Origin of the sequence: Rhodoferax sp., from assembly GCF_030646845.1 — a bacterium.
Lineage (GTDB): Bacteria > Pseudomonadota > Gammaproteobacteria > Burkholderiales > Burkholderiaceae_C > Rhodoferax.
Genome location: NZ_JAUSLE010000018.1, coordinates 1 through 11,107, shown reverse-complemented (window position 1 = coordinate 11,107; position 11,107 = coordinate 1). Strand labels below are relative to the sequence as shown.

Below are 11,107 nucleotides of genomic sequence, written 5' to 3'. Positions count from 1 at the left end.
GGTGCTGAGCCTGCACCTGCTGCAGGGCCGCCAGCCCCTTGACGCGGCCAGCCCGCCTGCAAAGGATGCCGATGTCTGATTTTGTCCAGCTCTGGGTCTATCTGTCGGCAACGCCGCTCTTCGGCCTGACCGCGACCTTGCTGGTGTACGTGCTGGCCCATGCCGCCTACTTTCGCGCCGGACAGGCACCCTGGGCGAACCCGGTGCTGTGGTCGGTCATCGTCCTGGCCTGCGGTCTGCTGGCCACCGGGGTGTCCTATCCGAGCTACTTTGCCGGCGCGCAGTTCATTCATTTTTTACTGGGCCCGGCCGTGGTGGCGCTGGCCTGGCCACTGTGGGAGCGCCGCGCCGAGTTGCGCCTGCGCTGGCGTGCCTTGCTGCTTGCGGCCCTGGCAGGAGGCGCGGCGGCGAGCGGGTCGGCGCTGGCCCTCGGCTGGGCCCTTGATCTGCCTGCCGACGTGGTGTTGTCGCTCGCGCCCAAATCGGTCACTGCGCCGGTGGCCATGGGCATTGCCGACAAGATCGGCGGTATTCCGGCGCTGGCGGCCGTGTTTGCCGTGATTACCGGCATGGTGGGTGCCCTGAGTGGCAAATACCTGTTCGACGCGATGAAAATTCCAACCGACCCACCCGGCTGGATGGCACGCGGCTTCGCCCTGGGAACCGCCGCACACGGCATCGGCGCGGCCCGGGCACTGCAGGTGAACGCCGATGCCGGCGCCTATGCCGGACTGGCGCTGGGCGTACAGGTGGTGCTGGCCTCGTTGCTGATACCGCTGGTCTTCCGGCTGCTCTGAAGCCCGCTCGACTTGCCCCGACCCCAAAGGCCAGGACCGCGCCAGGCTGACGCTAGTGCTTGACCATCCGCAGGCCCGGCTCGTCATCGGCCATCACCTGCTGGGCCCACCCCGTCAACTTGGCCACATCGGCGCGCAGCACCTCCTGCTTGACCGCCAGAATTTGTGCCGGGTGCATGGAGAAACTGCGCAGCCCCATGCCCAGCAGCAAACGGGTCAGGCTGGTGTCGCCCGCCATCTCGCCACACACGCTCACATGCTTGCCCTGGGCATGGCACTCGGCAATGGTGAGTGCGACCAGCCGCAGCACGGCCGGATGCAGCGGGTCGTACAAATGCGCCACCGACTCATCGGCCCGGTCGATCGCCAGCGTGTACTGGATCAGGTCATTGGTGCCGATGGACAGGAAATCAAAATACTTCAGGAACACCTTGAGCGTGAGAGCCGCCGCAGGAATCTCGATCATGGCGCCGATCTTGACCGGGCCGTAGGCAACGCCACGGTTGTCAAGTTCCACACGGGCACGATCAATCAGGGCCATCGTGTGGCGAATTTCACTGGCATGAACCAGCATTGGGATCAGCAGATTCGCCTGGCCGTGAGCGGCGGCACGCAGGATCGCGCGCAACTGGGTCAGGAACATGGCCGGGTCAGCGAGGCTCCAGCGAATGGCACGCAAACCGAGGGCCGGGTTCAGGTGCGCTTCGTCCTGCAGTGAGCTGTCCAGCGGCTTGTCAGCACCAACATCGACCGTGCGAATCGTGACTGGCAAACCCTGCATGCCTTCGATGGCGCGCCGGTAGGCCTGGTACTGCTCTTCTTCGTTGGGCAGCTTGCCCTGGCGGCCCATGAACAGAAACTCGCTGCGAAACAGACCCACACCGACCGCGCCGGCCTTGATGGCGCTCAGCGCGTCTTCCGGCATCTCGATGTTGGCCAGCAACTCGATCTTCTGACCGTCCAGCGTGACGGCGGGCGTGTGCAGTAATCGGGCAAGGCGCCCGCGATCGAGTTCATGCTGGCGCTGCTTGAAACCATACTCCGCCAGAATAATGGGGGACGGGTCCACCACGACCACTCCGGCATCACCGTCGATGATGACCCAGTCGTCCTGCCGCACCAACTGGCTGCTCAGGCGCGCGCCGACCACCGCCGGAATGTCGAGACTGCGCGCGACGATGGCGGTGTGTGAGGTTTTGCCACCGACATCGGTGATGAAGCCTGCAAACACGCTCTGCTTGAACTGCAGCATATCGGCTGGTGACAGGTCGTGCGCAATGAGGATCAGCGGCACATCCACGGTATCGTCAAGCAACAGGTCCTGCTGGGACGTCTTGCGTACAGCGCGGTTCGTTGGCGGCACGACGGGTGAGGCCATGCCCTTCATGACGCGCAGCACTTTTTCAACCAGTTGCTCAAGATCGGCCTTGCGCTCGCGCAGGTACTCGTCCTCCATTTCGTCGAACTGCCGTCCGATCACTTCCAGCTGCGTCGTCAGCGCCCATTCGGCGTTGTACAGGCGATCCGAGATCCAGCGCGTGACGCCGCCAATGAGTTCTTCATCCTGCAACAACATCAGGTGAACGTCGAGCAAAGCGCTCAACTCATGCGGCGCCTCCTTGGAGCCCATGTGCGCAACGCTGGTCTGCAGACGCTGAATCTCGTCCACCACTGAATTGCGCCCGGCGCGGATCCGGCCAATCTCGGCATCCACCTGGGAGGCCTCAATGAAATAGTGCGCCACATCCACGCGACTGGATGCCACCAGCACGGCGCGCCCGATGGCGATGCCGCGGGCGACTGCAAGACCGTGGATGGCGAAGGTCATACCAGCCGCAGCGCCGGGCCGCCCCAAGCAAGGCCAACCCCCTCGGGGGGCAGCGCAACACACGCATTGGCAAGCGGGGGGGCCACGCTACTCACCCTCGCCGAATTTGTCGGCGATCAGGGCCAGCAGGGCATCCATCGCTTCCTGCTCGCGCTCGCCGCTGGTCTCAATGTCAACGGTGCTGCCCATGCCGGCTGCCAGCATCATGACACCCATGATGCTCTTGGCGTTGACGCGGCGCTCGCCCTTCGCCATCCAGACCTCACAGGGGTAGCTGCCCGCCAGCTTGGTGAGTTTGGCCGAGGCACGGGCATGCAGGCCCAACTTATTGTTGATGGTCGTAGTTGCTTTGATCATTTTTCTTTCTTACCTGATTCTGGGGCGCCGTCGTCGCCACCTGCATGACGCCCTGTGTGCCACCGGCCAAGGCCCGCGCAACCAGCGCATCCAGCGATTCACGACGGTAGGTGACTATGCGCAACAGCATGGGCAGATTGACCCCGGCTATCAATTTCGAATCCACACCGTCAACCAGTTTCTGTGCCACGTTGCAGGGCGTCGCACCAAACACGTCGGTCAACACCAGGGTCTGCTGCGCGTTGAGCAGAGCCAATGCCTGCGTGGCACCCGCCAGTGTTTCTTCCGGCGGCACATTGGGCTGCACATCAAACGCTGCCAACCCCGCGGCACCATCGGGAAACACATGAAGCACGCACTGGCGCAACGCGCTGGCCAGCGGTGCATGGGCGATGATGAGGATTGCGTTGTTCATTGGTTCAGCTTGACGGATTATGGCTTTTCGCAACCAGGAAGTAGACATAGGACGCCACTGAGCACAACAAGAACACGCCCATCGCAGACTGGAAGGACTGTATCTCTGTCAGCCCCAGCCGCTTGAAAGCATCCACGGCCAGCCCAATTCCCCATTGAACGGCAAAGACGCCGGCAAATATCACCAGGTTATAGGCCGAAAGCGCACGTCCGGCGAGTGCTGGTGCAAACGCCATGCCCACCGCCGGTTGTGCCAGAGAAACAAACGTGCAGCTCATGCAATACAAGGCCCAAAGGGCACCAGCCCACGCAGAAAGGGTGTCACCAGCTATTATAATGATAGCAAGCAACAGGAAGCTCGAAGGCAGGCCACGCGCAATCAGGCGATCTGCGTGGAAGCCACGCCGGGCCAGCCACGGGTTGACCATGCCCCAGGCCCAGAAAGTGCACAGCATCGCCACATTGATCCAGAACAAGCCCTTGGCGGCCTCCAGTGGGCTATAGCCGGCCACCTTGATCATCCAGGGCGTGGCCCACAGCGTCTGCATGGCGACCAGTCCACCGTAGCAAAAAAACCCGATGGGGGCCATCTTGCGGAAATACGGATGCTTCCAGACCTCAGCATAGCTGGCCGGGGCGCCCCCCGCGCCAGGCGCCGAGACCGGCGAGACCTCCCATTTGGGCACCTGCCAGGCAATCAGTGCCATGGCCACCAGCACCAGTACAGCCAGACCCCAGAAAAGCATGCGCCAGCCCACGATGGGCATCAACCATTGGACCGGCAGGGTGGAAGCCACCATACCGAGTGAACCGGTCATCAGCATCCATGAGTTCGCACGCATCTGGCTTGTCGCATGAAACCAGCGGCGATAGCCCGTCAGCGGCGCCATCAGACAGGCGCTGACCCCCACACCACACAATATCCGTGCAGCCAGCAGGCCGGAGAAACTTGTGGCAAACGAAAAGGCGACACATCCCAACACGGCGACCGCCAGGAAATAGAGGATGACCTTTTTCGGCCCGTGCCGGTCCAGCCATGTACCCAAGGGCAGCTGGGTGGCCGAAAAACCCAGAAAGTAGCCTCCGGCCAACAGACCAAGGTCACTTGCAGTGAGCGAAAACTCCTGGGTAAGCGTCGGCGACAGGGTGGCAGTGATGGCGCGAATCAGGGCCGAAAAAAAGTAGGCGAATGCGAACGCCAGAAAGACCACGATGGCGGTGCGCTTGGGCAGGATATTCATTGAAGTCGGAGTCCGGCAAAAAAGCTCTCGGCCACAGCAGCACTGACCGAGTCCGCGTGCACAGCCGCCTGGAATACCTGCGTGCCAGACGCAAACCAGACGGCGTGCATGGCGACTGCGGTCCCGTCCGGGCGGACGCCACGCACCTCTACGCGCACAGGTTGCGGCGAGACGCTGGCACCCTTGATCGGGAAGGGCAACTCGCTCGCCGACCCGACCCGCATGTTGCCCAAGGTCGTCCGCTTCCATTGGTCAAGCGCCGCGCCCGGGTTGGCGGCGTCTCTCATGTCGGCGTAAGTCACGGTAAACGTGGCGTCACCGGCATCGCACCCCAACATCGTCATCGCCACGTCTTTCGCCCCCAGGGAAACCGTGCGCACAACCTGATCTGGCTTGCAGGGAAACAGGGCGGTCAAAGGCGTTTGATCGGTGCGCACATCACGCCAGTTCAAGGTCGGACTGCACCCCTGAAGAGCCAGAAAACTGGCCGAGAGTGCCGCAAGCAGGTAATAACGCATGCGCCGATTATCCGTGGTGGCGCCAGGCGCAGTATGAAGCGCAGAGGACCGATGCTTGCCTAGTTCAGCGCGCCAAACACCTTCTTTAGCACGGCGCTTCCCGTCCCGACCGGATCCTTACGAATCTTCTTTTCTTCTTCGCCGATCATGAAATACAGGCCGTCGAGCGATTTGCCTGTGACGTACTGTTGAATGTTGGCGTCTTCCTTTTTGACGAGACCCAGGTCGGCGACCCTGCCGGCCACCTGGTTGTATTTTTCGGCCAAACCGACTTTCGCGGTCGCCTTGGTCACCACCGGCAGGAACTTGACGCTGAGCGGTGAGCGCGTTTTCTCGGTGAAGAAGGAAGTCACGGAGGTGTCCCCGCCGACCAGGATTTTCTTGGCGTCGGTCACGTTCATGGACCTGACAGCACCGACCAGCAAGTCCTTCGCCATGGGAACGGCCGCCTCGGCAGCACGATTCATGGCGATCACCAGTTCATCAATGCGGCCGCCTTGCCCAAAGGCCCTCAGCAATTTGGAGGCATCTTCCAGATAGCCCGGCAAAGGAATGCGAACTTTGTCGTTTCCAAGGAATCCATCCGTCTTCCCCAATAAGCTCACCGCAGCGAGAGCGCCCTTTTCAAGCGCCATCTTGAGGCCCTGAGATGCCTCGGCATTGCTCAGGTCGTCAATTGAAAGGGCATGCGCCCGTTGTTGCGCGAGCAGGATGACCGCCGCCAGCAGGGGCACCGGAATGGAATTAAACTGTCGACGATCCATGGAAGCACCTGTCAAATGAAACGAAGTTGGTATCTTGCCGCAGCAGTGCTGGTCTTGGCAATCAGTTTGGGAATCTACCTGAGCTCCGGTGCGTCTACGGCACCTCAATCTTCTTTTGTGATGCTGGATGGCTCCAAGAAGGATACGTCTCAGATGAAGGGCCATGTGACCCTGGTGAACTTTTGGGCAACCAGTTGCACCACCTGCGTCGCCGAGATGCCCAAAATCATTTCAACCTACGAGAAATACAAATCGAGGGGATTCGACACGATCGCGGTCGCCATGAGTTACGACCCGCCCAGCTATGTCGTCAATTTTGCCCAGACCCGTAAGCTGCCATTCAGTGTCGCCATCGACAACACTGGCGAAGTGGCCAAGGCCTGGGGGGACGTCAAGCTGACCCCCACCACGTATCTCGTGAACAAACGTGGCGAGATCGTCAAACGCTATGTTGGCGAGCCCGACTTTGCGGAACTTCATCTTTTGATTGAACGGCTGCTGGCGGAGGTGTGACACCTCAGCCTCAGGCTAGGCAATGGAGAGGTTAATCCTTGCGATAGGCGTCGTGGCACGTCTTGCATGAGCCGCCGGTGGCGCTGACGGCCGTCTTGATGTCATCCAGGTTACCGGTCTTTGATGCGGCTGCGAGTTTGGACATTTCCGACTGCATCTTGTCGGCGTATTCCTTGAACTTGACTGACTCTTTCCATATCTCTGGTTTGGCGCGCGTATCCCCTTTATCAGTGCCCTCGCCAAAAGCGGCCCATGGCAGTTTCGACATGAATTCGGCGACCGCGGCGCTTTCAGCCGCTACTTTCGCATCGAATGACGCTTTGCCAGCCGCCATGGCCCCCAAACGGGCAAAATTCTGCTGCATCACAAATAGAGCATTTTTCCGATACTTGATTGCATCTTCGGGCTTGGCGAACTGGGCCGATGCCGGCGTTGCAAGCGACACTGCGGCGGCTGCAAAAAGAAACGAGGCGATTTTCTTCATGGCTTTTCCTGCGTTGGGTTGAGTGGGTCTGACGAGCGCTATGAGTGTCATGGTGGTTTGAAAGTTCTGCCCAACCGGTCGACCTAGGGAAACTACCAATCGGCTGCACGGAGCATCGGATCCACGCACAATACGGGCTTGGCATCGTTCGCGGTTGGTCAACGGGTTCCAGTAGCAGCATCAAGGAGTCGATGTATGTCCACCAAAGTCAGAGTATGGGACTTGCCCACCCGGGTCTTTCATTGGGCCTTGGTCGTCTGCATTGTGGCCTCTGTCACGACCGCCCAGATCGGCGGAGAGGCCATGGCATGGCATTTCCGCAGCGGCTACACCGTGCTCAGCCTGCTGTTGTTTCGCATTGTCTGGGGCGTCGTGGGCGGGCGATGGTCCCGCTTTGCCTCCTTTGTCTATTCACCCGTGACGGTCTATCGCTACCTCAAGGGCCAGGGGCAGCCCGGGCATTCCATTGGGCACAACCCGCTGGGGGCTGCTTCAGTCCTGGCGCTGCTGGCATTTCTTCTACTGCAGGTAGCTAGCGGACTCATCAGCGATGACGAAATTGCAACGGCCGGTCCTTTCGTGCAATTTGTGTCCAGTGCGATTGTCAACGACGCAACTTTCTATCACACGAACGTTGGCAAACTGATCCTCATTGGTCTGATTGCGCTCCACATTGGCGCGATTCTCTTCTACCTTTTCCGCAAGGGCGAGAATCTTGTTCGCCCCATGATTCAGGGGGACAAGGAGGTCTTGATCGCGACAGAGAGTTCCCGGGACGACGTCCGCTCCCGGACGCTGGCCGCCGCCGTGTTTCTGGGCTGTGTGGCGCTGGTCGCCTGGCTGATCAGCCTGGCAGGATGAATTCAATAGAATGGCGATGGAGTCGGGTTCTGATCCCGTGAACGTCCTACAGTGAAAACCCCATCGATCCGCTTCATCACGCCAAACACCTCGGAGGAGATGCTTGCCTTGAGGGGTATTTTTCGTGAATACGCTGACAGCCTCCAGATCGACCTGTGTTTTCAGGGGTTTGAGGAGGAACTGGCTCATCTCCCTGGGGAATACGCCCAGCCGCGCGGCGCATTGCTGATGGCGCTGGTGGACGACGAGCTGGCCGGTTGCTGCGCCCTGCGCCCACTGGATGCGACAGACTACCCCAACGCCTGCGAGATGAAGCGACTCTATGTGCGCCAGCGTTTCCGGCGCAGTGGCGTCGGCCGTCAGTTGGTCGAAGCGATTCTGGACTGTGCCCGCCTGGCTGGCTACGCCTGTGTGTTACTCGACACGCTGGATGAGATGGAAAGTGCCCGGGCTCTCTATCAGGACCTGGGCTTCCAGGACATTCCCCCCTACTACCACAACCCCATTGCAGGGGCGCACTACCTCAAGGTCGATTTGTAGCCATCGCCACGACCATGTCGTGACGATGGGAGCGAGTCAACGAAGCCTTCAGCCTTTGGCTTGCGCAAGCAGCGTGGCCGCGTCACTGACTTCAAATTTGCCTGGCGCTTCGATGTTCAGGGAAACCACTTTCCCATCCTTCACCAGCATGGAATAACGGTTGCTGCGCAGGCCCATTCCTTTGCCCGTCAGGTCCAGCGTCAAGCCGGTCGCCTTGGTGAAAGTGGCATCGCCATCGGCGAGCATTCGAACCTTGCCGTTCGACTTCTGGTCCCGCGCCCAGGCGCCCATGACAAAAGCATCGTTCACACTGACACACCAGATTTCGTCTACGCCGGCGGCCTTCAGTTCGTCAACCTTTTGAATGTAGCCAGGCACATGTTTGGCCGAGCATGTTGGCGTAAAGGCGCCCGGCAGTGCAAACAATGCAACAGTCTTCCCTGCGCTGGCCTTCACGACATCCACCGGATTGGGCCCGATGCTGCAGCCGCCTCCCTCTACCTCCGAGAACTCCATCAAAGTGGTTGCGGGAAGTTGATCGCCTACTTTAATCATCGAATGCTCCTGAGATGGTTAGTTTGAATTCACAAATGAGAACGGCTCACATTGTGAGCCGTTTTTGCGAAACCTGCAGTCGGAAGACTGCAAAGGTTTAAACCGCAGCCGCCTTCTGAACCAAGCGGGTCGCAACCCAATTCTTGGTTTTCGAAATGGGCCTGCTTTCGGTGATTTCGATGATGTCACCCAGCTTGTACTCACCCTTTTCGTCATGGGCGTGGTACTTGCTGGATTTACCAACGATCTTGCCGTAGAGCTCGTGCTTCACACGACGCTCAATCAGCACGGTCACAGTCTTTTCACGCTTGTCGCTGACCACCTTGCCAGTCAGAGTACGCTTGAGGGATTTTTTAGCTTCCGTCATTTATAGCTCCTTATTTGGCGGATTTTTCAGCGCTTTGCTTCTCGACAAGAATGGTCTTGGCGCGAGCAATATCGCGGCGCGTAGAGCGCAGCGTAGCGGTGTTGTTGAGTTGTTGCGTGGCTTTCTGCATGCGCAGGCCAAAGTGGGCTTTTTGCAGCTCTTTGACTTCAGCTTGCAGGCCGGCAACGTCTTTTTGGCGTAGTTCAGTAGTTTTCATATCGTGTTCTCCTGATTACTGGCCAATCATGCGCGCCACAAAAGTGGTCCGCAAAGGCAGCTTGGCGGCAGCCAAACGAAACGCCTCACGAGCCAACTCTTCAGGCACCCCCACGATTTCAAAAACGATCTTACCCGGCTGAATTTCAGCCACGTAGTACTCAGGGTTGCCTTTGCCGTTACCCATACGCACTTCAGCGGGCTTTTGGGAAATCGGCTTGTCAGGGAACACGCGAATCCAGATACGACCGCCCCGTTTGACGTGGCGGGAAATCGCACGACGCGCGGCTTCAATCTGACGGGCTGTCAGACGGCCACGGTCAATACACTTCAGACCGAAATCACCAAACGCGACCGAGCTGCCTCGAGTCGCAATGCCGGTGTTACGGCCCTTTTGCTCTTTGCGATATTTGCGACGAGCTGGTTGCAACATAATTATTCTCCTTTGCCGTCAGCTGCTGCAGCTGGCGCGGCTACCTTGCGGACGCGCTTAACGGCGGGTTTATTTGCATCGGCACCAATGGCCTCAGCAGGCTTGTCGCTGCCATCGGCAGGCGCAGTGTTACCACCCATGGGGGGACGACGCGCACCGCGAGGTGCGGGACGGTCAGCTCCGGGGCGGGCACCACCGCGATCATCGCGACGTGGGCCACGTGGGCGGCGCTCTTCTTCAGCACGGGGCTCAACAGCGGCCGGCAGGTCATTACGACCCAGCGTGTCACCCTTGTAGACCCAGACCTTGACACCAATAATGCCGTAGGTCGTTTTGGCTTCAGAAGTACCGTAATCGATATCGGCACGCAAGGTGTGAAGCGGAACGCGACCTTCGCGATACCACTCACAACGCGCAATTTCAATACCGTTCAGGCGACCCGACGACATGATCTTGATGCCCAGGGCACCCAGACGCATGGCGTTTTGCATGGCGCGCTTCATGGCCCGACGGAACATGATGCGCTTCTCAAGCTGCTGCGTGATGCTGTCGGCAATCAGTTTGGCATCGATCTCGGGCTTGCGCACTTCTTCAATGTTGACAGCCACCGGCACGCCCAGTTGACGGCCCAGCTCACGTTTCAAGTTCTCGATGTCTTCGCCTTTTTTGCCGATCACAACGCCCGGACGTGCCGAGAAAATCGTGATACGGGCATTCTTGGCCGGACGCTCGATCAAAACGCGTGACACCGACGCATTCTTCAGTTTGGCTTTCAGGTACTCGCGCACCTTGATGTCTTCAGCCAGCATACCCGCGAAATCGCGGTCATTGGCGTACCAGCGAGAGGCCCAGTTGCGGCTGACCGACAGGCGAAAGCCGGTTGGGTGGATTTTTTGTCCCATATCTTCCTGGCCTCTTTCAGTTACCAACCGTCACGTACACATGGCACGTGGGTTTTCTGATTTGGTTGCCGCGACCTTTAGCGCGGGCCGTGAAGCGCTTGAGCGAAGCACCTTGCTCAACGTAGATGGTTTTCACCTTCAATTCGTCGATATCGGCACCGTCATTATGCTCAGCGTTGGCAATGGCGGACTCCAGAACCTTCTTGATGATCACAGCAGCTTTTTTCTGCGTGAACTGCAAAATATTCAGGGCTTGATCCACTTTCTTGCCGCGGATCAGGTCCGCGACCAAACGGCCTTTATCGACCGACAAACGA

At 59.4% G+C, this 11,107-nt stretch carries 17 protein-coding genes; 4 read left to right on the top strand and 13 right to left on the bottom strand.

Features of this window, described 5'->3' with window-relative positions:
- Positions 1 to 71: 71 nt before the first annotated feature.
- A complete protein-coding gene (locus tag Q7T10_RS04900) occupies positions 72 to 797 on the top strand; it encodes an LrgB family protein (RefSeq protein WP_304746551.1) in 726 nt (241 codons plus the stop codon).
- Between the two features lie 52 nt (positions 798 to 849).
- Here Q7T10_RS04900 and ptsP read toward each other — a convergent pair whose 3' ends face one another.
- The 6 genes from ptsP to Q7T10_RS04870 form a co-directional block, all read right to left on the bottom strand.
- Positions 850 to 2,625 (bottom strand): phosphoenolpyruvate--protein phosphotransferase, encoded by a 1,776-nt coding sequence (gene ptsP, locus Q7T10_RS04895; protein WP_304746549.1) that lies wholly within the window; start codon positions 2,623 to 2,625, stop codon positions 850 to 852.
- An 87-nt stretch (positions 2,626 to 2,712) separates the two neighbouring features.
- Complete coding sequence (locus Q7T10_RS04890; RefSeq protein ID WP_304746547.1) at positions 2,713 to 2,982, bottom strand: HPr family phosphocarrier protein; 270 nt, start codon at positions 2,980 to 2,982, stop codon at positions 2,713 to 2,715.
- Complete coding sequence (locus tag Q7T10_RS04885) at positions 2,951 to 3,397, bottom strand: PTS sugar transporter subunit IIA (RefSeq protein ID WP_304746545.1); 447 nt, start codon at positions 3,395 to 3,397, stop codon at positions 2,951 to 2,953. Before Q7T10_RS04885 ends, Q7T10_RS04890 begins: the two co-directional genes overlap by 32 nt.
- 4 nt (positions 3,398 to 3,401) lie before the next feature.
- Positions 3,402 to 4,637, bottom strand: coding sequence for an MFS transporter (locus tag Q7T10_RS04880; RefSeq protein ID WP_304746543.1), 1,236 nt, complete (start codon positions 4,635 to 4,637; stop codon positions 3,402 to 3,404).
- Positions 4,634 to 5,155, bottom strand: a complete 522-nt coding sequence (locus Q7T10_RS04875) for a hypothetical protein (protein ID WP_304746541.1) — start codon at positions 5,153 to 5,155, stop codon at positions 4,634 to 4,636. Before Q7T10_RS04875 ends, Q7T10_RS04880 begins: the two co-directional genes overlap by 4 nt.
- Before the next feature lie 59 nt (positions 5,156 to 5,214).
- Positions 5,215 to 5,919, bottom strand: coding sequence for a DUF4197 domain-containing protein (locus tag Q7T10_RS04870; protein WP_304746539.1), 705 nt, complete (start codon positions 5,917 to 5,919; stop codon positions 5,215 to 5,217).
- 15 nt (positions 5,920 to 5,934) lie between these two features.
- Here Q7T10_RS04870 and Q7T10_RS04865 point away from each other — a divergent pair, with 15 nt between their 5' ends.
- Positions 5,935 to 6,432 (top strand): TlpA disulfide reductase family protein, encoded by a 498-nt coding sequence (locus Q7T10_RS04865; protein WP_304746537.1) that lies wholly within the window; start codon positions 5,935 to 5,937, stop codon positions 6,430 to 6,432.
- A 31-nt stretch (positions 6,433 to 6,463) separates the two neighbouring features.
- Here the strand turns inward: Q7T10_RS04865 and Q7T10_RS04860 are convergent, their stop codons facing one another.
- Positions 6,464 to 7,078, bottom strand: a complete 615-nt coding sequence (locus tag Q7T10_RS04860; RefSeq protein ID WP_370653728.1) for a cytochrome c — start codon at positions 7,076 to 7,078, stop codon at positions 6,464 to 6,466.
- 33 nt (positions 7,079 to 7,111) lie between these two features.
- On the opposite strand from Q7T10_RS04860, the gene Q7T10_RS04855 reads away from it, so the two are divergent.
- Both Q7T10_RS04855 and Q7T10_RS04850 read left to right on the top strand, forming a co-directional pair.
- Positions 7,112 to 7,777 carry a cytochrome b/b6 domain-containing protein gene (locus tag Q7T10_RS04855; RefSeq protein WP_304746535.1) on the top strand — a complete coding sequence of 222 codons (666 nt, stop codon included), beginning with the start codon at positions 7,112 to 7,114 and terminating at the stop codon, positions 7,775 to 7,777.
- Between the two features lie 99 nt (positions 7,778 to 7,876).
- Positions 7,877 to 8,317 carry a GNAT family N-acetyltransferase gene (locus Q7T10_RS04850; protein ID WP_370653729.1) on the top strand — a complete coding sequence of 147 codons (441 nt, stop codon included), beginning with the start codon at positions 7,877 to 7,879 and terminating at the stop codon, positions 8,315 to 8,317.
- A 48-nt stretch (positions 8,318 to 8,365) separates the two neighbouring features.
- Here the strand turns inward: Q7T10_RS04850 and Q7T10_RS04845 are convergent, their stop codons facing one another.
- From Q7T10_RS04845 to rplV, 6 genes are all read right to left on the bottom strand, one after another.
- Positions 8,366 to 8,872 carry a peroxiredoxin gene (locus Q7T10_RS04845; protein ID WP_304746531.1) on the bottom strand — a complete coding sequence of 169 codons (507 nt, stop codon included), beginning with the start codon at positions 8,870 to 8,872 and terminating at the stop codon, positions 8,366 to 8,368.
- A 97-nt stretch (positions 8,873 to 8,969) separates the two neighbouring features.
- Positions 8,970 to 9,239, bottom strand: a complete 270-nt coding sequence (gene rpsQ / locus Q7T10_RS04840) for a 30S ribosomal protein S17 (protein ID WP_304746529.1) — start codon at positions 9,237 to 9,239, stop codon at positions 8,970 to 8,972.
- Positions 9,240 to 9,249: 10 nt separating this feature from the next.
- Positions 9,250 to 9,456 carry a 50S ribosomal protein L29 gene (gene rpmC / locus Q7T10_RS04835; protein WP_304746527.1) on the bottom strand — a complete coding sequence of 69 codons (207 nt, stop codon included), beginning with the start codon at positions 9,454 to 9,456 and terminating at the stop codon, positions 9,250 to 9,252.
- 15 nt (positions 9,457 to 9,471) lie between these two features.
- A complete protein-coding gene (gene rplP, locus Q7T10_RS04830) occupies positions 9,472 to 9,888 on the bottom strand; it encodes a 50S ribosomal protein L16 (protein WP_011466051.1) in 417 nt (138 codons plus the stop codon).
- A 2-nt stretch (positions 9,889 to 9,890) separates the two neighbouring features.
- On the bottom strand, positions 9,891 to 10,790 hold the full coding sequence (gene rpsC, locus Q7T10_RS04825; RefSeq protein ID WP_304746522.1) for a 30S ribosomal protein S3: 900 nt from the start codon (positions 10,788 to 10,790) through the stop codon (positions 9,891 to 9,893).
- Positions 10,791 to 10,806: 16 nt separating this feature from the next.
- The coding region (gene rplV / locus Q7T10_RS04820) for a 50S ribosomal protein L22 (RefSeq protein WP_304746520.1) at positions 10,807 to 11,107 on the bottom strand (301 nt) is incomplete at its 5' end.